At 71.2% G+C, this 26,118-nt stretch carries 20 protein-coding genes; 12 read left to right on the forward strand and 8 right to left on the reverse strand.

What is annotated here, in order from left to right:
* Positions 1-210: 210 nt before the first annotated feature.
* The 4 genes from VGR37_01935 (at position 211) to VGR37_01950 (ending at position 4,170) form a co-directional block, all read left to right on the forward strand.
* On the forward strand, positions 211-465 hold the full coding sequence (locus tag VGR37_01935; GenBank protein HEV2146156.1) for a hypothetical protein: 255 nt from the start codon (positions 211-213) through the stop codon (positions 463-465).
* Positions 466-1,279: 814 nt separating this feature from the next.
* Entirely contained in the window at positions 1,280-1,678 is a 399-nt protein-coding gene (locus tag VGR37_01940; protein ID HEV2146157.1) for a hypothetical protein, read from the forward strand.
* A 595-nt stretch (positions 1,679-2,273) separates the two neighbouring features.
* On the forward strand, positions 2,274-3,095 hold the full coding sequence (locus VGR37_01945; GenBank protein HEV2146158.1) for an alpha/beta fold hydrolase: 822 nt from the start codon (positions 2,274-2,276) through the stop codon (positions 3,093-3,095).
* Between the two features lie 142 nt (positions 3,096-3,237).
* Entirely contained in the window at positions 3,238-4,170 is a 933-nt protein-coding gene (locus VGR37_01950) for an amidohydrolase family protein (protein ID HEV2146159.1), read from the forward strand.
* Here VGR37_01950 and VGR37_01955 read toward each other — a convergent pair.
* From VGR37_01955 to VGR37_01980, 6 genes are all read right to left on the reverse strand, one after another.
* On the reverse strand, positions 4,167-7,790 hold the full coding sequence (locus tag VGR37_01955; GenBank protein HEV2146160.1) for a M1 family aminopeptidase: 3,624 nt from the start codon (positions 7,788-7,790) through the stop codon (positions 4,167-4,169). The two genes, VGR37_01950 and VGR37_01955, sit on opposite strands and share 4 nt — an antisense overlap.
* The gene (locus VGR37_01960) at positions 7,787-8,722 is read right to left on the reverse strand and encodes an ABC transporter ATP-binding protein (protein ID HEV2146161.1); all 936 of its coding nucleotides are present in this window, start codon (positions 8,720-8,722) and stop codon (positions 7,787-7,789) included. Before VGR37_01960 ends, VGR37_01955 begins: the two co-directional genes overlap by 4 nt.
* The gene (locus tag VGR37_01965; GenBank protein HEV2146162.1) at positions 8,719-12,468 is read right to left on the reverse strand and encodes a serine hydrolase; all 3,750 of its coding nucleotides are present in this window, start codon (positions 12,466-12,468) and stop codon (positions 8,719-8,721) included. The genes VGR37_01960 and VGR37_01965 overlap by 4 nt, the downstream gene beginning before the upstream one ends.
* A 236-nt stretch (positions 12,469-12,704) precedes the next feature.
* Positions 12,705-14,072: a permease prefix domain 1-containing protein gene (locus VGR37_01970; protein ID HEV2146163.1), complete on the reverse strand. Its 1,368-nt coding sequence runs from the start codon at positions 14,070-14,072 to the stop codon at positions 12,705-12,707.
* 7 nt (positions 14,073-14,079) lie between these two features.
* Positions 14,080-14,454, reverse strand: coding sequence for a PadR family transcriptional regulator (locus tag VGR37_01975; GenBank protein ID HEV2146164.1), 375 nt, complete (start codon positions 14,452-14,454; stop codon positions 14,080-14,082).
* A gap of 210 nt (positions 14,455-14,664) precedes the next feature.
* Entirely contained in the window at positions 14,665-15,465 is an 801-nt protein-coding gene (locus tag VGR37_01980) for an oxygenase MpaB family protein (protein ID HEV2146165.1), read from the reverse strand.
* A gap of 109 nt (positions 15,466-15,574) precedes the next feature.
* Between VGR37_01980 and VGR37_01985 the strand changes: the two genes are divergently transcribed.
* From VGR37_01985 to VGR37_02020, 8 genes are all read left to right on the forward strand, one after another.
* Positions 15,575-17,041: a potassium transporter TrkG gene (locus tag VGR37_01985; GenBank protein HEV2146166.1), complete on the forward strand. Its 1,467-nt coding sequence runs from the start codon at positions 15,575-15,577 to the stop codon at positions 17,039-17,041.
* A gap of 15 nt (positions 17,042-17,056) precedes the next feature.
* Positions 17,057-17,713 carry a TrkA family potassium uptake protein gene (locus VGR37_01990; GenBank protein HEV2146167.1) on the forward strand — a complete coding sequence of 219 codons (657 nt, stop codon included), beginning with the start codon at positions 17,057-17,059 and terminating at the stop codon, positions 17,711-17,713.
* A 179-nt stretch (positions 17,714-17,892) separates the two neighbouring features.
* Positions 17,893-18,756, forward strand: a complete 864-nt coding sequence (locus tag VGR37_01995) for an STAS domain-containing protein (protein HEV2146168.1) — start codon at positions 17,893-17,895, stop codon at positions 18,754-18,756.
* A 10-nt stretch (positions 18,757-18,766) separates the two neighbouring features.
* Positions 18,767-19,180: an STAS domain-containing protein gene (locus VGR37_02000; GenBank protein ID HEV2146169.1), complete on the forward strand. Its 414-nt coding sequence runs from the start codon at positions 18,767-18,769 to the stop codon at positions 19,178-19,180.
* Entirely contained in the window at positions 19,152-19,565 is a 414-nt protein-coding gene (locus VGR37_02005) for an anti-sigma regulatory factor (protein HEV2146170.1), read from the forward strand. Before VGR37_02000 ends, VGR37_02005 begins: the two co-directional genes overlap by 29 nt.
* Before the next feature lie 4 nt (positions 19,566-19,569).
* Positions 19,570-20,592 (forward strand): ATP-binding SpoIIE family protein phosphatase, encoded by a 1,023-nt coding sequence (locus tag VGR37_02010; GenBank protein HEV2146171.1) that lies wholly within the window; start codon positions 19,570-19,572, stop codon positions 20,590-20,592.
* Positions 20,589-21,947, forward strand: coding sequence for an ATP-binding protein (locus VGR37_02015; GenBank protein HEV2146172.1), 1,359 nt, complete (start codon positions 20,589-20,591; stop codon positions 21,945-21,947). Before VGR37_02010 ends, VGR37_02015 begins: the two co-directional genes overlap by 4 nt.
* A 12-nt stretch (positions 21,948-21,959) precedes the next feature.
* Complete coding sequence (locus VGR37_02020; protein ID HEV2146173.1) at positions 21,960-24,023, forward strand: ATP-binding protein; 2,064 nt, start codon at positions 21,960-21,962, stop codon at positions 24,021-24,023.
* Positions 24,024-24,047: 24 nt separating this feature from the next.
* On the opposite strand, the gene VGR37_02025 is transcribed toward VGR37_02020, so the two are convergent.
* Positions 24,048-24,845: a LytTR family DNA-binding domain-containing protein gene (locus VGR37_02025; protein HEV2146174.1), complete on the reverse strand. Its 798-nt coding sequence runs from the start codon at positions 24,843-24,845 to the stop codon at positions 24,048-24,050.
* On the reverse strand, positions 24,842-25,945 hold the full coding sequence (locus VGR37_02030; protein ID HEV2146175.1) for a histidine kinase: 1,104 nt from the start codon (positions 25,943-25,945) through the stop codon (positions 24,842-24,844). Before VGR37_02030 ends, VGR37_02025 begins: the two co-directional genes overlap by 4 nt.
* Positions 25,946-26,118: the final 173 nt, after the last annotated feature.

Genomic DNA, 26,118 nt, shown 5'->3' on the forward strand with positions numbered 1-26,118 from the left:
TTCGCAAGAACCGCGGGACCGACTCTCTGCCGCCTGACCAGTGCCCTTGCAAGCGACTGCCGGCCGGTCATGCTGTTGGCCTGCGCCCGCGGCTTGCATTTCGGCCGCCAGCACCTGAGTTTCGTTGCGTCAGGCGGCTGTGGTATGGCGGTTGATGTATGGTCGCGGCACTGATCCTTGTGCGGTGGGCGCTGCTCAGGAGATCTGCAGATGTATCGGATTGCATGGTTGCCCCTCATCGCCTGTGCAGTCGGCGGTGCGTTCGTGGTCACCGCTCTGCTGCACCCTCTCACCGGCGAGCCGACAGCCAGCATCGTGGGGCTGGGGCTCGGTCTCACACTCGCGGTCTACCTGGATCGCCGATGGATCCGTCCCCGGGCAGAACCCCTGCGAGAGGCAGTGAGCATGGGAGCGGCAACCGCTCTGGGGTGGGCGCTGGCGCAGGGCATCGTCGGCATGCTCTGAGCTCCCGAGGCGCAGGATTGGACCTGCACCCTGGTTTCCGGGGAGGCCATCGACGCAGCGAACCGGGACGGCGGCTTCTCCCTGGACCGGAGGCGGGACGGCTGGGCGTTCGAGTTCAACCCGGCCCAGAGACTGCGCGCGGAAATGCATCGACCCGTGGAGACAACCTGATGCGTCTCGGATTTGCTCTGATGCTCCTGCTCGGTGCGGCATGCGCGAGTGCCCCGACGCAGGGACCCCAAACCATGCCCGCCGGCTACGAAGCTTACGTTCCGCCGACCGCGTGCGTGGACGCCGCAGCTGCAAAGAGCCCACCGACCCCGATCAACTACGAGGCTGTGCGTCGAAGCTTTGCGCTCAGCTCTCCCGCTACTCAACCGCAGAGCGGACCACCAAAGATTCCGTTTCTCTGGTTCTTCATCCGGGAGGACGGCAGAGTAGCGGAAACCCGCCTGTGGCGCTCTAGCGGATCCACTGAGGTGGATCGCATCGCGCTGACCAGCGGGCGGCAGCTGCTCTGGCGCCCCGCCACCTGCGGGGGAACTCCTGTTGCGCAGTGGTACGGTCATCCTATGGCTGTCGGGGCCGCCCCATATCCCTAACCCACGCCGGCCCAACGAGTGCGTGGCAGGCGACATGCGGCCGGCGGTCGTTTTGTCCGCTGGAGGGCTCGCGTCAGCCGTTCCGCCGCGCGGTTGCCTCCTCGGCCTTTGCGCCTGAACTCGTTTGCGTCGGGCCCAGAGGGAAGCCACTTCCGAGCTCGGCGGCCTGCGCTGTGAGGCTCGTTCCACCGAACCTCTCATCCGTTATCCAGATGCGACACCTCCTCCAGAATCAGCAGAGCCCCCGCACACGGGCGCTCGTCTCGGCCGTCTTCAGCGCAGGCACCTTCGCCGCACTCGCATTCCTGCTCCAGCTCGGCAGTCCAAGCTACGTTCTCGCAGCCTCCCTGCTGATGGGTCTACTTGGCGCGTACACCACGTACCGGCTGGCGCGAGGTAGGCCGATGGTGCCGTATACTGCTGCGGTGGTCTTCTGCTTGGCGGCCCTGGCGTTCTACACCTGGATCTTTCTCGTGCACAGCCGTCCTTCCGGCATCGAGTGGATTTACGTCCCCCCGATCTTCCTCTTTCCCCTGGGGCTCCTTTACTGGGTGTACCGCGAGAAAGTGGACCGGCGGCGGAATCCTTCTGAGCACGACAGGCATGACTGAGCATGGGCAGCATAGAGGCGCTTCGGCTCGGGCCGCCCGTGGTGCGCCTCCTGCACGTTTCCGCTTGCTCGATCATCGCGTCCTGCGACGCTGGACCACCCGGGTCGATCTTGCTCAGAGCATCACGGTGGCTGCGTTGATCCTTTCAGATCGAGACGCCGGAGCTCCACACTGCAAGCCGGCCTTTTCGGCGCGGCGCAGCGTCGACCCGCCTGACGAGTGCGCCGCGGGCTACATGCGGCCAGGGATGCTTTCACGCCCGGTGACCGTGTCCCGGAGTTGCAGTTCGGCCGCGCGCGCCTGAACTTGGGGGCGTCGGCGGCTGCGGTGGAACCCTGTCTCCAAGGATACCATCATGTGGAAAGCGCCAGTCGTAAGCGTGAGAATCGCGCTGTTTCTCCTTGTGCTCACCTGGACGGTGGCGGAGCGACCAGCCGCCGCGCAGTCGGCCGGGCGGTCCTGCACGCAGCAGGGTTCGACCGCGGTCCCGAACACCGTATCGCCTGGGCTGGAGGACGGTCCGCATACTCTGATCGTCGATGGAGTACGGCTCTGGTACTGCGTAGCGGGGGCTTCCACCCCCGGGGTCGCCCCGGTGGTGTATCTGCACGGTGGGCCGGGTGGCTACAGCTACGACTTCGCGGCGCTCGCCGGCCCGCGCCTCGAGCCCGCTCTCCGCATGGTCTACTTCGACCAGCGCGGCAGCGGACATTCGGAGCGGCCCTGGACGCAGGCGTATTCCATGGATGCGCTGGTCGAGGATGTCGAAGGGCTGCGGCGTGCGCTGGGTGTGCCGAAGATCGCGCTTCTGGGGCACTCCTTCGGCGTCGCCCTCGCGCTGGAGTATGCGGCCAGGTACCCGGCGCACGTCTCGCGCATGGTGCTCGCGGGCGGGCTCTCGGACGCGGCGGCCTCGGGGCGGAGCATGTGCCTGCGCCTGGCGGAGGTGAATCCGGAGGCGTACGCCCGCGCGAGGGCGGCCGCGGGGAGCGCATCGTCCGCAGATCCCGGGGCGTGCAAGGTCTTTGAAGCGCTCTCCGGCGCCGACGCACAGGCCTTTCTCCAGGCCAACATGTATCCCGACGCCCGCATCCAGGCGCTGCGGGACAGCGTGAAGGCCGCGAGCGGGCTCCGCCACACGGGCGAGCTCTCGAGAGCCCTGTTTGCGGCGGGGCTGACCGAGTGGCGCTTTACGGCGTTCGATCGACTCACGATGCCAGTGCTCGTGATTGCGGGCCAGCATGACTACCAGGTCGGGCTGGAGGCTCCGCGCGAGCTTGCGCGCAGCCTGCCGCAGGGTCAGCTCCGGGTGTACGAGCGCGGTGGTCACCACATGTACCTGGACGAGCCCGAGCGCTTCGCGCGAGAGGTCATCGGCTTTCTCCGCGAGTCGCCGAACCAGGGTGTGAAGCGCTGACGGCGTCGAGGAACACCGTGGCGGGGTTCTTCGCTTCATGGTCCCGGCTCCCGAATCAGATGAGGCCGCCAAGAGGAAGCTTGCGCCGGCTGCGCGGCAAACCTAGCGTGCGGGTATGAAGATCTCACTTGCCCTCGCAGCCGTGCCGCTGCTCGCCGCGTGCGCACCGAGTCCCGGTGCCGCTCCTGTCCCGCGTCGCGCCGCGCCGCTGGTCGACTATCACCAGCACATGGTCAGTCCCGCCTTCGCGCCGATCGTGAAGCTTCCCGAAAGAGACGGCGCGGCGCTGGTCAGGGAGCTGGATGCGGCCGGGATCGAGCGGGCGGTCGTGCTCTCGGTCGGCTACAGCTTCGCCGACGAGCGGAAGGGGTTGAGCGATCCCGACAGGCTCACCCGCGAGCAGAACGACTGGACCGCTGCCGAGGTGGCCAGGAACGCCCCCCGCCTCATTGGCTTCTGCAGTGCCAATCCGCTGCGCCCGGCAGCGCTGCAGGAGCTCGAGCGGTGCCTCGGGCTTCGCGGCATGGTGGGAATCAAGCTGCACCTCGGCAACAGCGGCGTCAGCCTTCGCGATCCTGCCCACCTCGGCCGGGTGCAGCAGCTGTTCGCGCTCGCGCAGCGGCTGCGCGCGCCCGTCCTGGTGCACATGCGCGCGCGCGGCGGCAGCAACTACGGGGCGGAGGACGCACGGATCTTCCTGGAAAGAGTGGTGCCGACGGCGCCCGACGTCGAGATCGTCGTCGCCCACTTCGGCGGCGCCGGCCCCGGATACCCGCCGCAGGCCGACGAGGTAATGGCGGTCTTCGCTGCCGCGGCGGAGCGCGGGGACCCGCGGATGGGCAACCTCTACTTCGACCTCGCGACGATCGTCACCGACGAGACCACACCCGCCGACGCCGCGGTCGTAGCGCAGCGCATCCGGCAGGTCGGCCCCGGCCGGGTGCTCTACGGATCCGACCTCAGCCCACCCGGCGGGAGCATCCGCCAGGGGTGGGAGATCTTCCGGACCAGGGTCCCGCTGACGGACGCGGAGCTGCAGCAGATCGCGAACAACCGGACCCGCTTCGCGCGTTAGAGAGCGACTCCGAGACGGACCCGGCGCGCGCCCGTCGCCCTGGTCTCCACGTCGGCCACGTTGTCCTCTCGCTGGCGGTCGATCAGCTTGCGGCGGGGGTCGATGCCGGCGCGGGCCGGCCGCTGCGGCACGGTGACGCGGATCGTCTGCGCGCCGCTGCGGATGCGGTGCCGCTCCAGGTAGAGCGGCTCGCCGGGGCCGTCGCCGGGCGCGAAGACGCCGATCTCGACGAGGTCGTTCATGGGCACCTCGGTCTCGTTGCCGACGCTGTCGGCCCTCATCTTCTTCGCCACCACGTCGAGCGTGACGCGGAACTCGCCGGTGCCGGTCGGCTCCACGACGGCCCGCTCGGTCCGGACGTCCCAGAGCGTGACCGTCTCGAACAAATCGGTGAGCAGGTACTGCAGCGAGTCGGGCGTGACGGCGCGCAGCTCGGCGTAGAGATCGAGCGAGGTCGGATACGGCGGGCCGCTGTCCCGGAACTTCTCCACGTAGCGGCGGAGAGCCGCGTTCACGCGCGCTTCGCCGAGGTAGTCGCGCAGCAGGTACATGACGACGGCGCCCTTGCCGTAGAAGATGTACGCCTGGTCCTCCACCTGGAGCAGCGGCACGTCGCGCGAGACACGCCCCCGCATGGTCAGGTAGCGGTTCATCTGGTAGTCGTAGACCTGGCGGGCCGCCTCCTGGCCGTAGGTCTTCTCGGTGACCATCATCGCGCTGTAGTTGGCGAGCGACTCCGAGAGGAACGCCTGGCCTCGCACACCGTCGGCGCCCCTGGTCTGCCCGCCCCACCACGTGTGCGCGACCTCGTGGGCGGTCCCGAAGAACGTCTGGTCGAACTCGCCCTCCCTGACGCGTGCGAGGAAGACGTCCTCGGTGAAGCCGATCGTCTCCGGATGCGCATGGCCGAAGCCCCCGTAGCGCGGGTTCTCGACGATTCGCAGCTGGCTGTACGGGTAGGGACCGAACTGCGCGCTGAGGTACTCGAGCGAGGCTTTCATGCCCGCCATCATCCGATCGAGGTTGTAGCGGTGGGCGGGGTGGTGGAAGATCCGGAGGGCGACGTCGTTCCAGCGGTCCTCCAGCACCTCGTACTCGGCGGAGAAGACGGTGGCGCCGAACGAGGCCGGTGCCTGGGTCACGTAGTGGAAGTAGCGCCGCCCGTTCTCCGTCCAGCTCCGGCGCAGCACGCCGGGCGTGACCGCGATCTGGTCGGCGGCCGTGCCGATGATCATCTCGACGTGGACGAGGTCGGCGTCGCGCCAGGGCTGGCGGTGCCGCCGCTCTCCTGCCTCGTGGGGCGCCGACATAGGCGGACGGGGGGCGAGGCCGAAGCGCTCCCGCGCCTCACCGTCCGAAAGCTCGAACATCGGCTGGTAGCCGATGAACGGCAGCCACTTCCGGTTGAAGTAGGCGCCGTTGCCGACCACGTCCGTCTGGATCCCGCTGTTCGGGAAGCCGCGCGGCCGGTACGCCACGTCGAACGCGAGCCGCAGGGAGTCGCCCGGCTGGAGCGCCCGCTCCAGCGCGTAGACGCGGTATCCGAGGTCTTCGTCCACGAGCACGGGCTCGGCGGGGCGGTCGAGCGAGATCGAGCGCACCTGCAGGTCCCGGTCGTAGAACGACACGTGAAACGAATCGATCGGGGCGCCGGTCCGGTTCACCAGGTGGTACGTGCCGCGCAGGTCGACGGCCGGCTCGTCCGGGTAGATCTCCACGCGCAGCCTCGCGCTGGTGATGGTCGGCTGCGGCACGTCCTCGAACCGGCCGTAGCGCTTCTCGTACCCGGCCTGCGCCGCGCCGGTCTCGTCGTTCGTGCGGTACTCGTTCAGGACGTTCGTGTTGTAGAAGACGAAGCCGCCGAACGCCACGATCAGGACCATCGCCACTCCGGCCGCGCGTGCGACCGGGCCGCCGAACCGGGCACGCGCCAGGAGGAGGCGGCGCCGCACCCCGGGCTCGCGCCCCCGCACCCAGAACAGGACCGCGACCACCGCGAGCAGCAGCGCCCACGCGGCCCAGTAGAGCTTGAACCACACGAACGGCCCGACGAACGGGCCGAACCCGTTCATGTCCGAGTACGTCCAGCCGGGGTCTGTGCCGTAGAGGAGCAGGTGGTGCCGGACGAGCCCCAGCCGCGGCAGGATCATGGGGGCCGCGATCGCCATCAGCACGACGATGTGGCCGAGATACTTGTGGTTCACGAGGACGTGGATCGTCATCGCGAGCGCGGCGAGGAGCACGTAGTGGACGAGGTCGAGCCCGAAGACGATGCGAAGGTAGAGCCCGATCTCGAAGTTGTAGTAGCCCTGCAGGGCCTGGATCAGCATGCCGCCCACCATGGCCGCGGCCTGGAAGGTCGCGAGCATCGCGACGAGAGCCAGGAACCGGCCCAGCAGCAGGGCGCCTTCCGGCACGGGCGCCGCGTCCGCGATCTCGGCCACGTCCACCTCGCGCGCCTTCCACACCAGCTCACCCGCGTAGACGGCGATGAGCACGTAGATGACGGGGACGAACCGGCCGCTCAACACCTCTTCGGCCACGAGCAGGGTGATTGGCCACGTGGACGAATCGAAGACGGTGTCGCCCACGTTCCACCCCCACAGCATGGGGAGCCCCACGCAGGCGAGCAGGACCACGGCGAACGAGCGCGTCGCCGTGAGCTCCTCCAGGGCGTTGCGCGCGATGGCGAGGGTCTGCCGCACGGTGGTGCGCGGGCCGAAGGACCCCGCGACGCGCGGGACCGACACCGGCCCGGCACGCTCCGGCGGCCGGGCCGGGGCGGGCACGGTCTCTCGCCGCTTCCGCCGACGGCCACCGCCGTCGGCGTGCTCGAACCTGAACGTGCGGAAGAGCAGCGCGAGCGCGCCCGCCGCGACAGCGAGCCAGAGGGCCCGGTTCCACATCAGCGTCGCCGAGAAGCCCACCAGCCGGGTGTTCCGCTCGGCCTCCGTCCAGTAGCGGGTCACGCGCTGCAGCGACACCAGCCCGAGCGGGTCGACCAGCGCGGCCAGCATCGGGCTCTCGACCCCCCCGGCGTAGTTGAGGGCCACGATGTAGCCGACGAAGAGGCCGATCGCGCCCAGGTACACCGGAACCACCTGGCGGGCCAGCATCCCGATCGTGAAGAGGATCGCGCCGACGACGACCAGGTTGGGCAGCAGGAAGAGGAAGTACGCCTGGAGGTAGGCGCTCGCGCGGAACGGGCCGACCGCCTCCGGTTCCCACGATCCGAGCAGCGAGGTGGCGACCAGGGCCCCCAGCGGGATCGCCACCACGACGACCGCGTTGACCGCCAGCGTGGCGAGGAACCGGCCGCCCAGGTACTCGGCCTTCCCGAGCGTGGAGGTGAAGAGGAGCGGATCCATCCCGACCTCGACGTCCCGGACCGCCGCATCGCCGAACAGGGCGGCCGAGACCAGGATGCCGAACATCCCGGGGAGCACGGCGGCCCCGGCGAGCCGCTCCGGCGCGTTGGCGAGGGCGGCGCTGCTGCTCCCGTCGGCGGTGGCGAGGTACATCCAGATCGCCACCAGGAACAGGATCACGGCGTAGATCCAGGTCGAGGGGCTGCGGAGCCGGTGCTCGAGCTCGTAGCGGAACACTTCGCGGAGTCTCACGACGCCACCTCCGCTTCTCTGCCCGGCCGCGGCGTCCGCCTGCCGTGGTGGCCCTTCATGACGCTGAAGTACACGTCGTCCAGGCCCGGCTCCACCGGCTCGTACGCCGCTCCCGGCGACGACTCCGCGAATACGTGTACGATCGTCCGCCCCGCCAGCAGCTTCGTGGAGATCACCGGCAGCTCCCGCTCCAGCGCCGGCAGCTCCGCCCGGCTCACCGTCCGACTCCAGATCCGGCCCCGCAGCTCGTCGACCGCCCCCAGCGGCACCGCCTCGAGCAGGATCTCGCCCCCGTCGATGATCGCCATGCGGCTGCACAGCTCCTCGACGTCCTCCACGATGTGCGTCGAGAGGATCACCACGCTCTCCTCGCCGATCTCGCTCAGCAGGTTGAGGAAGCGGACCCGCTCCTCCGGGTCGAGCCCCGCCGTCGGCTCGTCCACGATGATCAGCTTCGGGTTGGCCAGCAGCGCCACCGCGACGCCGAAGCGCTGCCGCATCCCGCCGGAGAAGGTGCCCAGCTTCTGCCCCCGCACCTCCCACAGGTTCGTCTGCCGGAGCAGCGACTCGACGACGTCCCGTCTTACGCCCTGCTCCGTGATCCCCTTCAGCACCGCGAAGTGCTCGAGCAGCCGCTCAGCCCTCGCCCTGGGATGGAAGCCGAACGACTGCGGCAGGTAGCCGAGCGTCTTCCGCACCTCGCCTTTCTCGCGCAGCACGTCGATGTCGCCGAGCCGGACCGACCCCGCGTCCGGCTCCTGCAGCGTGGCGAGGATCCGCATCAGCGTGGACTTCCCGGCGCCGTTCCGGCCGAGAAGCCCGAACATCCCCCGTGGAACGTCGAGGGAGACGTCCTTCAACGCCCGGGTGCCGTTCGGGTAGGACTTGGACAGGCCGCGGATTGCGAGCGTCGCGCCCGTGGCCGTCGTCACCGCACCCTCGGCAGGGTGCGCTCGTTGCCGTTCTGACGCATCACCATCGCGGTCGCGCGCCCGTCGGCGCCGACCGTGAAGGCCACGGTGGTCCGGCCGTCCGCCTGGCCCACGGCGAACGTCGCATCTGAGAGGTGCACCAGGGGGCGCTTCTCGCCGCCCGGGGGCTGCCCGTGGAGCCGGCCGTCCTCGAGCGTGACGATGACGGTGCGCCCCGGAGCGAGCTCGTACTCGCCCGTGAGCCCCTCCAGCCGCGGCGCCGGTGAGGTGGGAGCGGCGGAAGCGGCGGCCGGATTCTTCGCCACCGGCGCGGCCGAGCGGTCGCCCAGCCGCGTGAAGCGGAGGCTGCGGACGAGCGGATTGCCGTAGTCGAAGCCCACGACCCTGCCGCTCTCGTCGCGGCGGAAGCGCACCACCATCATCCTGAGCATGTACGTGTCGCGATCGACCGGCGTGAGCTCCAGCGCCTTGTCCGGCGAACGCTCGAAGCGCATCACCAGCCCGCTCGCTCCGGGCACGATCTCGAAGACCGATCCGAGCTCCTCGCTCCGGTAGCGCCCGTCGAAGGCCTGCAGGTCCGCCGCGGTGGGCGACCAGGGCTGCGCGCGGCGATACCGCGTCACCTCGCCCTCCATCGACTTCAGCTCGAGCTGGCCCTGCGACGCGAAGTGCAGCTCGAACTCGTCCCGTGACCTGAAGAACATGTCGCCGCGCGCGTTGCGGAACCGGTCCTGTGCCACGGCCACGAGCGGGGGGCCGTTCGCGATGCGCAGCCTGCCGTCGTCGACGACGAGGCGCAGCGGCTGGCCGGTTCGCTCGTGGAAGAACAGCCCCGCCCTGTCGGCCACGTCGACACCCGGGGCATCGACCGGCCCCGGGGGCTGCGCCTGCGGGTCGACGGGCGGCAGGAACACTTCGGCGACGCGGCCCGCGAGCGCCGTCGCGGACACCGGGTCGAAGTTGCACAGCACGGCGATCGAGAGGCCGTGGTCCGTGAAGCGCCCGAGCCAGGTGCTGTACCCCGCCGCTCCGCCGGAATGCGACACCATCGGTCCGCCGGGGATGCTGTTCACCATCAGCCCGCGGGCGTAGGTGAGCTTCCGGCCGTTGTTCAGCGCCGCCGGCTCCTGGAGCTTCCCGGTGACGACCTTGCCGAGCCGGCCGTTCGTCAGCGCGTCGTTCCAGAGGAGCAGGTCGCCCGCGGTGCTGATCACGGCGCCGCCGCCGCGCTCGTTGCCGAGCCGCATGTACTGCTTCCAGCCGGCGCCCTCCTTCTGGTAGCCGAGGGCGCGCTCGCCGGTGCCCTGCAGGATGTCGGCGACGTAGGCGCTCGACGTCATCCCGAGTGGCTCGAACAGGCGCCTGCGCGCGAACTCGGCGAACGACATCCCGCTCGCGCGCGCCACGATCTCCTTCAGCAGCACGTAGCCGCTGTTCGAGTAGGCCCACTCCTCACCGGGCGTGAAGTTGAGGCCGCGCTGACGCAGGATCAGCTTCAGGACGTCGGTGCCTTCCTCCGCCATCGGCAGCAGGCCCGTCCAGTCGCGAATGCCGGACGTGTGGGTGAGCAGGTGGTCCACCGTGACCTCGTGGCCGTAGTCGGGCAGCTCCGGCAGGTGCCTGCGGACGTCGTCGGACAGCGAGAGGCGCCCGTCCTCGGCGAGGAGGAGGACCGCCGCGGCGACGAACTGCTTCTGCGTCGACCCGATGTCGAAGGCCGAGCGCTGGCTCAGCGGCACGCGACGCTCGACCTCGGCCAGGCCGTACGCGCGGTTCAGCACCGGCTGACCGTGCTGCGAGACGCCGACGGCACAGCCGGGCGTTTCCGGCGTGGCGAAGCTGAAGATCCTGTCGACCTCGGCGGTCCTGTCCTGCGCGTAGGTGGGCGTGCCGAGGAGCAGGGCCGTGGCTACGATCGATCCTGGTCTGAACATTCGAGTGCTCCTTGGTTGAGTCGGACTGGGAGATCGCCTGCTTCGGCTCCGCCGAAGCACGGCCAGGGATGCGAGGGCGGCGGCGAGCCCGAGCAGGGCGAGCGGCCAGCTCCGCTCGGCGAGGAGCCGCGTCCGGGCCAGCATGGCCGCCGGCGTCGTCAGCCGCTCCAGGACGTAGTAGCCGTTTCCCGCGTCGTACCGCAGCTCGGTCGCCGGGCCGCTGCCGTCGTTCGCGCGGCGGAAGGTCAGCAGCGCAGATCCGTACTGGAAGGTCAGCCCCTCGACCCACGGGAGGAGGCGCGCCGGCGCGCCCTGGACCGATGCGGCGATCCCCCGCGGCGTGCGCGTGACGGTGACCACCATGTCGCCCCCCCGCGCCGGTCCCCCGTACGTGCCGGCGAGCGGCGCCGCGTCGCCCGTGAACGGCCTCGGCGCGGGATTCGTCATCGGCAGCACCGCGGCCGCCAGGTCCTGCGCCATCGCGCTGGGGGATGCGTCGCCGCTGTTGTTCATCACCACCACGACGGCCATCCGGGCAGCGGGATACCAGTTTGCCCGGGCCGCGTACCCGGGGAGCTCGCCGCTGTGGCCGAAGTACTCGAGACCGTGCACGTCCGTGCGTGCCTCCAGTCCCATCGCGTACCGGGTCCGCGTGCCGTCGCCGAGCGTCGCCGGTGTGGTCATCTCCGCGTACGACGCGGGGGAGAGCACCCCCCCTCCGTGCAGCGCCTGCATCCAGGTGACCAGGTCGCCCGCCGTGGAGCAGAGCACCCCGGAGCCCAGGTACCAGGTCGAAACGTTCAGCGGTGCGCGGCGGACCCTGCCGTTCCGGACATGGTGCCCCGTCGCGCGGCGCGGAGCCTCCTCCGCGTCGAGGCAGAGCCCCGACCCGGTCATGCCGAGCGGCTCGAAGAGCTCGCTCTCGACGTAGCGCGGGTACGTCGTCCCGCTCGCCTTCTCGACGACGAGATGGAGCAGCCAGTACGCCGCGTTGTTGTAGACCTGCGCGGTCCCCGTGGGGAACTGGAAGGGGTGGCGCTCGACCAGCGCGTACATCGAATCGCGCGGGAAGACCGCGTTCCTGGTGAGGATGCGAAACTCCTCCATCGTGGTGACGTCGCGGATGCCGGAGGTGTGGTCCAGCAGCCGGCGCAGGGGCACCCGGTTGCCTCGCGTGTCGAAGTCCGGAAGCCACTTCGTGACGTCGTCGTCCAGGCTGAGCTTCCCCTGGTCGCGAAGCCGCAGGATGGCGGCGGCCGTGAACTGCTTGGTGATGGAGCCGATCCCGAACACCGCGTCCGTGCGCATCGGTACGTCCCGTTCGACGTCCATTTTGCCGTAGCCCCGGAAGAACAGGGTGTCGTCGCCTCGCACCACGGCCACGACAGCGCCGACGGCTCGATCCTGCGCGAGGTTCGCGCTGGCGATGGAATCGAACTTCTGGCCGAGCGTGCGGCTCGACTGCGCAGCCACCGTCGAGAGGGCGATGGCGGCGAGGGCCAGGGCGGGCGCGGCGGGACCCGTTCGGGGGTGAGTCCGAACTCGCCGGTTCGTGCGGCGGCCCCGGGGCGTGATCCGGTAGTACTTGCGACGGCGGCCGCTCTCCGCGACCACCCACCGCGCCTCCACCTGGCCGAGCCGCTCTACCCGGTGCAGAACGGGGTATAGCATCCCGTCCTTCCACTCCCTGCGCCCTCCGGACAGCTCCCGCACTCGCTGAAGGATCGCGAAGCCGTAGCTGTCCCCTTCGGCCAGGGTTTCCAGGACGATCGGGGCCGACGAAGCGGCTGTCAGCTCTCTGTTGGTCTCCATGATCTCACGCCTCGCGCGGCGCCGATGATCTCACCCTGGCGTACCTGGCAGCGTTATACATAGAAGTGCTATGTAAGAGGGACATGATTGTCCGGGAGCGCCACGGCCGTTCCGAAGCGCTGCCCCAGGCCGCCCGAGCGGCCGCCCAGCCTCTGCCTACCTGCCCCTCACGGCCTCGTCCGCCGGAGGAGCGCCTCTACGACCTCCCTGCGCGCCCGACGCTCGGCACGTGGACCTCACCCGTAGCGGAACAGGGGTGGGAACACGATGACCACGAAGGCCGCCCAGGCGCCGTACACGGGCAGGTAGTCGGTCTGCCAGCGCTCGACCGCGGCGAACCGGCCGCGGCCCCGCAGGAAGCGGAGGTAGAGCCAGGCCGACCACGCGAGGTTGACGAGCAGGACGACGTTCATGCCGAGCGCGGCCAGCCGGTTGGGTGTGGAGCCCATCTCCGTGATCCGGGCGGCGATGGCCGCCAGCGCGACGCCGTCGGCGACGAGCGCGCTGATCACGAGCGCAACGAGCACGAAGTCGAAGGCGCTGCGCGGCGCGTGCGGGTCGCGGGCGGAGACGGAGTAGAGCAGCAGCCCGACGACGAGCACCAGCAGCAGGTCGAACGCGATCAGGACCTCGCGCTGGATGTCGATGCCGCGCCCCGACAGCGCCATGGTCGCCAGGAAGACGAGGAGCGTCGCCGCGAAGAGCGGGGTGAAGAGGCGCGTCAGCACCGGTGCCATGTTCTCGATGACACCCTGCTTCGCCTCGACCAGCCAGGAGCCGACGATCACCGCGCCGAGCGCGCCGCAGGGCACCAGCCAGCTCTCCACCACCCACTCGGCGTCGATCCCGATCGCCTGGAACATCCCCATCGTGAAGCCGACCAGAACCCCGCCGCCGAGCGCGATGAGCACGTAGTAGATGAACAGCTCGCCGGAGAAGCGGACGAAGTTCATGCGCGCGGCGCCGTCGCGCCAGCGGCCCGCCACGTAGGCCACGCCCACGACCAGCCAGAGCGCGATCGGCAGGTGCAGCGCGAGGAGCCCCTGGGTGTTGCTGTCCGCGCCGAACGGGAAGACGTTGGCGACCACGGCGGCACCGGCGAAGGCCAGCGCCAGCCACCCCCGGGTGCCGGGGCCGATCCCGCGCTTCCAGACGAAATAGCCCGCCAGGAGCGGGAGTACGAAGAGGCTCGCGTTGCGGGCGTAGAAGGCGGCGTCCTCGTCCAGCTGGAGCCCGAAGAGCGCCGGCACCTTGATCGCCAGCGCCGCGGCCAGCGCCAGCGCCAACACCACGAGCATCTCGCGGCGCGACTCACCGCCGGCCGCGTCCGTAGCGTCGGGCCCGACGATCAGCTGCTTCCAGAGGCGCTCCGAGTGCTCGCGCGCGAACTCGTTCGCGATGGCGTCCTGCGCGCCCATCCGCTTGACCGCCACCAGGAACGCCTCGTCCGGCGCCAGGCCGGCGTCCTCCAGGGTCGCGATCTGGTCGCGCAGGTGGTCCTCGAGCTCCTCCACGTCGACGGGGTGGATCGCGCGGCGGCGGCCCAGATAGGTCCGCCACTGGTCGATCTGCACCTCGAGCGGGTCGGCCGCGTCTGATATCATCATCGCCTCAGCCTTGCGAGGGGGTAGGGGTGGGCGTCCACCCACCCGGGTGCGTCGCCGCGAACCAGATGTTGCGCAACGCCTCGTCCACGGTCTGCCACTGCTTCCGCTGCTCCGTCAGCTCCGCCAGCCCCTGTTCGGTTATGCGGTAGTACTTGCGCCGGCGGCCGCTCTCCGAGGTGCCCCACCTGCCCTCGATGTGGCCGTGCCTCTCCAGCCGGTGCAGCACGGGGTAGAGCATCCCGTCCGTCCACTGCAGCCGGCCCCCGGACAGCTCGCCGACGCGCTTGAGGATCGCGTAGCCGTACGTGTCGGCCTCGGCCACGATGGCCAGGACGAGCGGGGTGGCGGAGGCGGCGACCAGGTCCTTGCCGATGTCCATGCTCGGTGCGCGCGTCGCGAGGGATCAACGGTACCTGACAGCACTATACATTGCGGTTCTAGGTAAGTCAACACTCCTGTGCGCGTCAGTCGTTCTCCCTCCGGACGGCCCGGCAGATGGCGCTCCGCAGCACGGCCAAGCACTTTGCACTATAAAGCGAGTGCGCGTCCGACGCAAGCGGGGAGTGCGGGCGCGGGGCTCCTGCAGGTGTCAGGGCGAGTGTGGGAGCGGCTTGCCCCCGGGATCCGTCTCCTCTCTCGCGTCGAGGCGTCGGACCGCAGCGAGGTACGCCGGCGGGATGAGCGCCCGCTGGATCCCGGAGCGAAAGCCCAGCCTCGCGACCGCGGGGTAGAGCGGGAGCAGCCGGCGCAGCCAGGGGCGCCGCGCCAGGCCCAGCAGCCGGCGTACGCGCTCGGGGACCAGCGCGGCCTGGACCTGCCGCAGGAGGTGAAAGCGCCAGGGGCCCAGGTGGCGGCGGTAGGCTTCGTAGAGCGCGGACGTGTACGGTCCGAAGGCCAGGTCGCGCTCCAGGTGGAGCTCGCGGTCCGCCCGCCAGGCGGCGTAGTCCGGGGGAAGGTCGGGGACGTGGAGCCCTTCGCCCACGCGCCGGAACACCTCCCACAGTTCCCGCCGCTCGGCTTCGTCGAGGGGGCGGTGGAGCGCCTCGAAGGCACGCTCGGAATAGTCGACGAGCAGGTAGAGCACGTCGCGGTGCGCCCAGTCCGGGATGCGCCCGCCCCGGGCCTGCTCCACCGCCGCGTGCGCGCTGCGGATCCGCTGCATCGCGCGCTCCGCCGTGGCGCGGTCGGCCAGCGCGATCTCCTGGGCGTAGGCCGCCGTGGAGAAGAGCCGGCCCAGGGGGTCGCGCGGCAGCTCGCCGGTGAAGAAGAGCCAGTCGACGGCGCGGTTCAGCGCGAACTCGGCCGCCGCGCCCGCGAAGACCAGCAGCACCAGGTCGGCGTCGCCCCAGACGCGGCGTACGATCGAACCGGGCCGAACGAATGGTTCCATGCGCAGGTGGCAGAACTGTTGCGTGAACGCTCCTGCCGCAGGCCAGTGCGAAGCCCATGCCGGGCCGCGCGGATCCCGCGCACGTACGGACGGTCTCCATGGATCGAAGGTGAGCAGAGAGGACCTCGAAGCATCCGGCGACGTCCAGGGGAGCCCCGCGTCGAGAGGGTGGCTCCACAACTGGGACGTCGTGGACCAGCGGAAGACCTCTTTCTGGCAGCGCCTCACTCCGCCCCAGCTCTTCGTAGGCTCGTTTCTTCTCCTCATCGCCATCGGGACGCTCGGGCTCAAGGCGCTCCCGGGACTGTACACGGGGGAGTCCCTGGGCTGGCTGGATGCGCTCTTCACCGCGGTGAGCGCGGTGTGCGTCACCGGGCTGATCGTGGTGGACACCGCCACGTACTTCACGCCGACCGGCCAGGCGTTCATCCTGCTCCTCATCCAGCTCGGCGGTCTGGGGATGATCACCTTCACCACGGTGATCATCGCCGCCCTGGGCCGGCGACTGTCGCTCCGGCAGCAGTCCCTCGCCGCGAGCTCGGCCGAGATCATCCCGGACCTCGACTACCGGCGGCTCACGCGCGACGTGGTGGTGTTCACGCTGGCGCTCGAGGCCGTGGGCGCCGTCCTGCTGTACCTGCTCTGGATTCCACGCTTCGGCTGGGGGGGCGCGGCCTGGCCGGCGCTCTTCCACTCGATCAGCGCCTTCTGCAACGCGGGGTTCTCCACCTTCACGGATTCGCTGACCGGATTCCGGGCCGCGCCGTACACCCTGCTGGTGATCATGGCGCTGATCGTGGTGGGCGGAATCGGCTTTCTCGTCCTCGAAGAGCTCTACCTGCGGGCACGGACCGGGGAGGCGGGGCGCCGCTTCCGGATCTCCCTGCACACCCGCCTGGTCCTCGCCACCACGGCGGTTCTCATCGTCGGCGGCTGGATCCTGTTCACCGCGTTCGAGTGGCGGATCACCTTCGCCGGCATGCCCGACCGGGTGAAGGTGCTCAACGGGCTCTTCCTGAGCGTGACGGCGCGTACGGGTGGATTCAACACGATCGACTACGGCGAGGCCGCGGCGAACACGAACTTCCTGACCATGCTGCTGATGTTCGTCGGGGGCTCGCCCGGGTCCACCGCGGGGGGGCTGAAGACGACCACGATCGCCCTGGTCGCGCTGCTCGCCTGGTCCCGCTTCCGGGGACGCGTGGTCGTCCACCTGTGGGACCGCTCCATCCGCGACGAGTCGGTCCAGCGCGCCGTCGGGCTCGTCGTGGTCGGGGTGGGGCTGGTGACCGCCGCGATCTTCGTGTACACCACGAGCGAGATCGGCGCGGTCGGACACGCGGGTGTGGCGAGGGGCTTCCTGGCGTACGCCTTCGAGGCGGTGAGCGCCATCAACACCGTGGGGCTCACCATGGGGGTCACCGCCGGCCTGTCGCCGTTCGGAAAGGTGTTCACGATGCTGCTCATGTTCCTGGGACGCGTGGGGCCGATCACCTTCGCCGCGGCGCTGGCGCTCTCCGCGTCGCCCCGCGCCGGGAGGATCCGCAACGCGTACGAGGACGTGGTCGTCGGCTGAACCAGGGGGAGCGAGATGAAACGATTCGTGGTGATCGGGCTGGGGAGCTTCGGGGTGAGCGTGGCGGAGTCGCTCCACGCGAGGGGGTACGAGGTGGTCGCCCTCGACATCGACGAGGCGGCGGTGGACCGGATCGCGCGCCACGCGACCCGGGCCGTGGTGGGCGACGGCAGGGAGGTCGCGACGCTGCAGCGGATCGGGGCCGAGGGCGCCGACGCGGCGGTGGTGAGCACCGGGCGCAGCATCACCGCCAGCATTCTCGCCACCATGGCCCTGCGCGACCTCGGCGTTCCCGAGATCTACGTGGACGTGGTCTCGCGCAACCAGGCCCGCGTGCTGGAGAAGCTCGGCGTGACCGAGACGATCTTCCCGGAGCGTGAGTCCGGCCTGCGCCTGGCGAGGCGCATCGCGAGCGTCCGCGTCCTCAACTACATCGACGTGGGAGACGGGTTCGGCGTGCAGGAGATGACGGTGCCGGCGAGCTGGGTGGGCCGGCGTCTCCGGGAGCTCGACCTCCGCCGGACGTACGGGGTCTCCGCCATCGCCGTCCACGACGTGCAGCGCAACGTGATGACGCCCATACCGGACCTGGACGTCGAGCTCAGCGAGAGCAACACGCTGGTCGTCGCCGGAAGGGAAGAGGACCTGGCGAGGGCCGCGGACGCGAAGTAAGGCTCACGAGGCTGCGTAGCCGCTCCGCGAGTCCCTGCGCCGGGCCGGACCGGTCTCTCACGGGGTCCGCTCCTCCGGCCCGGGGCTTGCTTACCGGGCCGGGGAGCCAGCCATACGTTTTCGGGCGCGACCCGCTCGCGCGCGGAGCGCGGCATCCCGATCCCCCACGGAACCCGACCATGGCCCAGACCGGAGAGCAGATCGTAGCGGAGGCACTCGGCACCGACGTCCAGGAGCTGCTGGAGGCCTGGGTCCGGGAGCAGGCCTCCGCCACCACGACGCGCGCGCACCTCATCACCGAGGCCGAGCTGCGGCAGCAGTCAGTGGAGTTCCTGAACCTGGTCCGGGATGCCGTGGGGAGCGGGAACGCGAGCGACGTGCAGGCCCCGGAGTGGGCCGCCGTGCGGGAGTTCCTGGCGCGCCTGTCACGCGCGCGCGCGGTGCAGGGCTTCTCGCCCGCCGACACCGCCATGTTCGTGCTTTCGCTCAAGCAGCCGCTCTTCGGCCGCCTGCGGGGCATGCTCGCCGACCGGCCCGAGCCGCTCCTGGACGCCGTCTGGTCCGCCACCACCCTCCTGGACCGGCTGGGGCTCCTCACCACGGAGGCCCACCAGCGCAGCCGGGAGGACGTGATCCAGCGGCAGCAGCAGGAGCTGCTGGAGCTCTCCACCCCCGTGGTCAAGCTGTGGGACGGGGTCGTCGCGGTGCCGCTGATCGGGACGCTGGACAGCGCGCGCACCCAGATCGTGATGGAGAACCTGCTCCAGAAGATCGTCGAGATCGGGGCGAGCATCGCCATCATCGACATCACCGGCGTGCCCACGGTCGACACCCTGGTGGCGCAGCACCTCCTCAAGACGGTCGCCGCCGCCCGCCTCATGGGCGCCGAGTGCATCATCAGCGGGATCCGCCCGCAGATCGCGCAGACCATCGTCCACCTGGGTGTGGAGCTGCACGGCACCACCACCAAGGCCAACCTGGCGGACGCCATCGCCACGGCGCTCCGCCTGACGGGGTGGCGGATCTCCCGCGTGACGGGCTGAGGCCGGTACGATGGAGCGCATCGCGATCCTCAGGATGGGCCGGTTCCTCCTGGTCACCATCCAGGTGGACATGCACGATCGGCTGGCGCTGACCCTCCAGGACGACCTCACGGAGCAGATCGCGCGCACCGGGGCGCGCGGGGTGCTCATCGACATCTCCGCGCTGGAGATCGTGGACTCCTTCATCGGCCGGGTGCTGGCCAACATCGCCGCCATGTCGCGCGTGCTGGACGCGGAGACGGTGGTGGTGGGGATGCAGCCCGCGGTCGCCATCACCCTGGTGGAGCTGGGGCTCTCCCTTCCGGGCGTGCGCACCGCGCTCAACGTGGAGCGCGGGATGGAGCTGCTGCGCGTCTCGCTGCGGGACGAGTGGGCGGACGGCGGAGCCTTCGGCAATGACGGCCATGACGGTGACCAGGAGTGACGAGCGCTCCATCCGCGCCGAGAGCGACGTGGTCACCGCGCGGCAGGCGGTCCGCGCCTGGGCGGTGGAGATGAAGTTCTCGCTGGTGGAGCAGACCAAGCTGGTGACCGCCGCCAGCGAGCTGGCGCGCAACACCCTGGTGCACGGCGGGGGCGGCGTCATGCGGATGGAGATGCTGGAAGAGCCGCCCCGGCGCGGGCTGCGCCTGGTGTTCGAAGACCGCGGCCCCGGGATTGCCGACGTGGAGCAGGCGCTTCGCGACGGGTTCACCACCGGGACCGGCCTGGGGCTGGGGCTGGGCGGCTCCCGCCGCCTGGTGGACGAGTTCGAGCTGCGCTCCGCCCCGGGCGAGGGGACGCGCGTCGTCACCGTAAAGTGGAAGTAGGGGTATGGAGAGCCGGTGCGGCGTGGTCCTCTCCGTGGAGGAGATGAGCGAAGCGGGCGAGGCGCGCCGCCGGGTGGCCCGGATGGCGCACGAGCTGGGCTTCGACGAGACGGACGCGGGGCGCGTGGCCCTGGTCGCCACCGAGATGGCCGGGAACCTGGCCAAGCACACCGGCGGCCGGGGCGGGCGGATGCTCGCCCAGCCCAGGCTGCGCGGCGGCGTGGCGGGGGTGGAGCTGCTGGCGCTCGACACCGGGCCGGGGATCTCCGACCTGGGGGAGGCGCTCCGCGACGGCTACTCCACCGCCGGGAGCCCGGGGACAGGGCTGGGGGCCATCTCCCGGGTGGCGGACGAGTGGGACATCCACTCCCAGCCGGGCGCGGGGACGGCGGTGCTGGCGCGCCTCTGGCCGCGCTCCACCCCCGCTCCGCCCGCGGCCGCGGTGGAGGTGGGCTCGGTGATGCGGCCCATGCCCGGCGAGGACGTCTGCGGCGACGGCTGGGCGGTGCGTGCCCACCCCGGGGGGGTGCAGCTCCTGGTGGTGGACGGGCTGGGCCACGGCCCCGGCGCGGCGGAGGCCTCGGGAGAGGCGATGCGGGCCTTCCATGCGCACCCCGGCCTCGCCCCGGCGGAGATGCTGCGGCGCCTCCACGACGCCCTGCGCGGCACGCGCGGAGCGGCGGCGGCCGTGGCCGACCTGGACGCCGAGCGCGGGGAGGTCCGCTTCGCCGGGGTGGGGAACATCGCCGGGGCCGCCATCGGCCACGAGGAAGAGCGGAGCATGGTGTCGATGAGCGGGATCGTGGGGCACCATTTCCGCAGGGCCCAGGAGTTCTCGTACCCGTGGCCGCCCGGGGCGCTGGTGATCCTCCACTCCGACGGGCTGGGCTCCCGCTGGAGCCTGGGCGGCTACCCGGGGCTGCTGGCCCGCGACCCCTCGCTGGTGGCGGGGGTGCTCTTCCGGGACCTGGCCCGCGACAGCGACGACGCCACGGTGGTGGTGGCGCGGCGGGGAGGGCGCGCGTGACGTACTCGCTGCTCGCGCTTGCGCTGCGGGGGGAGCACGACGTGGTGCTGGCCCGCCAGCGTGCCCGGCAGGTGGCGGAGCTCCTGGGCTTCGACCGGCTCGCGGCGACGCGGATCGCCACCGCCGTCTCCGAGATCGCCCGCAACGCCTTCGCCTATGCCGGGGGCGGGCGGGTGGAGTTCCGGGTGGAGGGGGAGGACGGCGCGCAGCAGCTCGCGGTGCTGGTCGCGGACCGCGGGCGGGGGATCCCGCACCTCGGCGAGGTGCTGGGCGGGGGGTACACCTCCTCCACCGGGATGGGGATGGGGATGGTGGGGTCGCGCCGGCTGATGGACACCTTCCAGGTCGAGTCCGTGCCGGGCGGGGGGACGGAGGTACGCATGGGGAAGCGCCTCCCCGCGGGGGCGCCCCCCGCGGGGCCGGCGGCGGTCTCCCGGATGGGGGAGATCCTGGCGAGGACGCGCCCCGCGAGCACCGGGGCCGAGGTCCAGGAGCAGAACCAGGAGCTGCTCCGCACCCTGGGCGCGCTGGAGGAGCGGCAGGAGGAGCTGCTCCGCCTGAACCGGGAGCTGGAAGACACCAACCGCGGGGTGGTGGCGCTGTACGCGGAGCTGGACGAGCGCGCGGTCGAGCTCCGGCGCGCCAACGAGGTGAAGGCGCAGTTCCTTTCCTACATGAGCCACGAGTTCCGCACGCCGCTGGACTCCATCCTCGCCATCTCGGGGCTCCTCCTGGACCGGCTGGACGGCCCGCTCAGCGAGGAGCAGGAGACGCAGGTGCGCTTCGTGCGCACCGCCGCGCGCGACCTGCTGGACATGGTGGACGACCTGCTGGGCGCCGCGCGCGTGGACGCCGGGCAGGTCCGGGTGCGCCCGGACACCTTCACCGTCCCGGAGCTGTACAGCGCGCTCCGGGCCATGCTCCGCCCGCTGATGGAGGGGACGCGGGTCCGGCTGGAGTTCGAGGAGCCCTCCGGGATCCCGCCGCTGCACACCGACGAGGCCAAGGTGGCGCAGGTCCTCCGGAACTTCATCTCCAACGCGCTGAAGTTCACGGAGAACGGCGAGGTGCGGGTCTCGGCGGAGCTGGACGCCGCGGGCGAGCGGATCACCTTCCGCGTGCGCGACACCGGGATCGGGATCGCGCCGGACGACCAGGAGCGGATCTTCCGCGACTTCGCCCAGGTGGACAGCCCGCTCCAGCGGCGGGCCCGCGGCACCGGGCTGGGGCTCCCCCTCTCGCGCAAGCTGGCCGAGCTGCTGGGCGGGAGCGTGGGGGTGGAGAGCGCCCCCGGCCAGGGCTCCACCTTCCACGTCGTCCTTCCACTCACGTACTCTCCCGGGGCGGAGGGCTGATGCGAGCGTTCCATGCCTGAGCAGCGGACCATGACCGTCCTGCACGTGGACGACTACCCGGCGGGGCGCTACGCCACCAGCCGGGTGCTGCGCCAGGCCGGCTTCGCGGTGCTGGAGGCCGCCACCGGGGGCGAGGCGCTCGACCGCGCGCGGGAGCAGCCGGACCTCATCATCCTGGACGTCAACCTCCCGGACCTCAGCGGCTTCGAGGTGGCGCAGCGGCTCAAGGACGACCCGGACACCGCCGCCATCCCCATCCTGCAGATGTCCGCGGCCTACCGCGACGCGGACCACCGCGCCCAGGGGCTGGAAGGGGGAGCGGACGCCTACCTCACCCAGCCGGTGGAGCCGCGGGAGCTGATCGCCACCGTGCGGGCGCTGCTGCGCGTCCGCCAGGCGGAAACCGAGGTGCGGGAGAGCGAGGTGCGCTTCCGCTCGCTGGTGGCCGCCATCGCGGACGTGGTGTGGACCGCGGACCCGGAGGGGCGGGTCCGGGGCGACCTTCCCGAATGGCGGGAGCTGACCGGGCAGACGCCGGAGGAGGCGCGCGGGTACGGCTGGCTGGACGCCCTCCACCCCGGCGACCGCGAGCGCGTGCTCCACGCCTGGGAGGAGGCGGTCGGCACCGGGAGCACGTACGACGCCGAGTACCGCCTGCGGGTGCGCAACGGGAGCTTCCGCTACGTCTCCGCGCGCGGAATCCCGGTGCGGGAGCCGGACGGGAGCGTGCGCGAGTGGGTGGGCGTCTGCGTGGACGTGGACGAGCGCCGCCGGGGGGAGGAGCGGCAGCGCTTCTTCGCGGAGGCGAGCAGCGTGCTGGCGTCCTCGCTGCAGTACGAGGAGACGCTGACCAGGGTGGCGGCGCTGGCGGTCCCCGCCCTGGCCGACGGGTGCATGGTGCACATGCGCGGGGAGGACGGCGCGATCCAGCGGCTGACCGTCGCCCACACCGACCCGCCCGGGGACGAGCTCGCGCGGGACCTCCTGCTCCGGTACCTCTCGGGCGACGGTGCGTCCGGCGTGTCCCGGGTCCTCCGGACGGGCGAGCCGGAGCTCGTCCGGGACATCACGGACGAGGCGCTGCGCCGGGCCGCCCGGGACGAGGCGCACCTGCAGGCCCTCCGCGGGCTGGGCCTGCGCTCCTCCCTGGTGGTCCCGCTGGTGGCGCGGGGGGAGACCATCGGGGCCGTCACCTTCGTGACCGCCCGATCGGAGCGCACCCTGAACGAGGCCGACCTGGCGGTCGCCGAGGAGCTGGCCCGGCGCGCGGCGCTGGCCATCGACAACGCGCGCCTGTACAGCGCCGCCCTGGTCGCCAGCCAGGCCAAGAGCGACTTCCTGGCCACCATGAGCCACGAGCTGCGCACCCCCATGAACGCCATCATGGGGTACGCGGACCTACTGGACGCGGAGGTGGCGGGGCCGCTCACCGAGCGGCAGCGCGAGCAGCTCGGGCGCATCACCGCCAGCTCCAGCCACCTCCTCCAGCTCATCGACGAGATCCTCACCTTCTCCCGCGTCGAGGCGGGGCGCGAGGAGGTCCGTCTGGAGCGCTTCGAGCTGGCGGAGCTGGTGCGCCAGACGTGCCTGCTGGTGGAGCCGCTGGCGCACGCCAAGCAGCTCGCCTTCCCGGTGGAGCTCCGGGACGAGCCGGTGTGGATGGAGTCCGACCCGGGAAAGCTGCGCCAGATCCTCCTCAACCTCCTCTCCAACGCGGTGAAGTTCACGGACGAGGGTGCGGTGCGGCTCACCGCCCGGAAGCGGGGTGACGCGGTGGAGCTGGAGGTGCGGGACACCGGGATCGGGATCACCGCCGAGCAGGCCGAGAAGGTGTTCGATCCCTTCTGGCAGGTGGAGCAGGCCCCCTCGCGCCGCGTGGGCGGAACCGGGCTGGGCCTCAGCGTCACCCGCCACCTGGCCCGCCTGCTCGGGGGCGACGTGGAGGTCCGCAGCAGCCTGGGGGAGGGGAGCGTCTTCACGGTGCGCCTTCCGCTGCGCGCCCCGGCCATCCCGGCCGGGAGCGCGGGCACCCGGGAGCAGCGGGACGACCCGGGCACCGGTCCCGACTCCCGGTGAGATCCGCTCCGGCTGCCGTTCCGCCTACAGCTCCTGTCCGAGGGCGCTCTGCAGCCGTTCCCGGTAGCTGCGGCTCATCTTGAGCTTCGCCCCGGTGTCCAGGACCACCATGAACTCGCCCCGGAAGTACGGCTCCATCTCCCGGATCCGGGAGGTACGCACGATGGTGGAGCGGTGGATGCGCACGAACCGGGCGGGATCGAGCTGGGCTTCGACCGCCGCGAGCGTCGACCGCATCAGGTGCGACGTCTTCCCGGTGTGCAGGCGCACGTAGTCGCCGTCCGCCTCGATCCAGTCCACGTCGGCGACCTCGACGAACCGGAGCCTGGGCCCGGAACGCACCAGGAGCCGCTCGGGCCGGGTGGGGGCCGCGGCCGGCGGGGGCGCCGGTCCCGCGGCGGCCTCGGCGAGCCGGCGGAGGACTTCCCCGGTCAGGGCGGTGGACGACTTCTCGGCGAGGCGCTCCCGCACCCGTCCGAGCATCCGGGCGAAGCGCTCCTCGCTCACCGGCTTGAGCAGGTAGTCGAGCGCCTGGTGCTCGAAGGCCTCCACGGCGTGCTCGTCGTGCGCGGTGACGAACACCACGGCGGGGACCGCGCGGTCCCCCAGCGAGCACAGCGTCTCCACCCCGGTCATCCCGGGCATCTGGACGTCGAGGAAGAGCAGGTCGGGGCGGTGCGTCGCCACGGCCGTGACGGCCTCGAGGCCGTTGGCGCACTCCGCCACCACCTCCAGGTCGGCGTGTCGGGACAGGAGGGAGCGGAGCCTCTGGCGCGCGAGCGGCTCGTCGTCGGCGATCGCCACGCGGATGCGCGCGATCACGCGCGGCCTCCCGCCGCCGCGGGCGCCGTGGTCCACGGGAGCCGCTGCACGACCACGGTCCCCGTCGGAGCGCGCCGGACGATCTCCAGCTCCGCCCCGGCTCCGTAGCACCGGCGCAGGCGCTCACGCGTGTTCCGGAGTCCCACGCCGGTCCCCGGCTCCGCGGCAGTCCCCATCCCGACCCCGTCGTCCACGACCTCCAGCACCAGGTGCTCTTCCTCGCGATACCCCCGCACGACGACGGTCCCCCCGGCCAGGGACGGCTGGATCCCGTGCTTGATGGCGTTCTCGACCAGGGGCTGGAGGATGAGGTTCGGGACGAGGGCGTCCATGGCTTCCTCGTCCACGTCGTACTCCACCGCAAGGCGGTCGCGGAAGCGGGCCCGCTGGATCTCCACGTAGGTGTCCACGAGCCGCAGCTCCTCGCGCAGCGGCACCTCCTGGTGCTCGGTGCTGGTGAGCGTCAGCCGGAGGAAGTCGCTGAGCTGCCCGATCATGCGCTGCCCCTCGCGAACGTCCTCCTCCACCAGCGCGGAGATGGAGTTGAGGGTGTTGAACAGGAAGTGCGGCTGGAGCTGCATCCGGAGCGTCTGCAGCTGGGCATGCGCGACCTGCTCGTGGAGCTGCGCCTCCCTGCGCTCCCGCGCTCGCGCAGCCCGGTCCGATTCCATGAGCAGCGCGACGGCGAAGACGATGGAATAGGTGAGCAGGCCGTGCACCACGTGGTACGAGAAGAAGCCACTGGAGAGCACGTGGTGCGCCCCTTCGGCCCGGTGCAGCCACATCTCGATGGCGGAGTGCGCCCCCGCGAGGACCAGCGCCAGCCCGACGGAGGTCCCGACACGCCTCCACCACGCCCAGCCGGAGGCGGTTACGGAGCGCGCCGCCCAGACCACCGCGGGGAGGAAGGCCGCCCACATCACCCAGTTCTTGTACGACGCCGGGAACGCCGGCGCCAGCATCTGCTTCAGCTCCCCGGGGGGGAGGTGCACGTGGACGATCACCAGGAGGAGGTCCACGAGCACCGCGGTGGCGAGCAGCGCCGCGAAGGCGGCCACCTCGCTCCAGGGAAGGCTGCGCAGCCGCTGCGGGATCGACACGGGGTGACTCATGCGGTGGGAGGTGAGCGCCGCCGGGGCGGGGAGGCGAAGCGGGCGCCGGCATCCGTGTGCTGCAGCAATGTAGCGCGCCGCCGCCCGGCGACAAAGCCGCTCGCGGACGCGCCGACCCGTCCGCCCGCCGGTCCGCCCGGGCACCTCGGGGAGGGCCGGGC

The organism is Longimicrobiaceae bacterium (genome assembly GCA_035936415.1).
Lineage (GTDB): Bacteria > Gemmatimonadota > Gemmatimonadetes > Longimicrobiales > Longimicrobiaceae > JAFAYN01.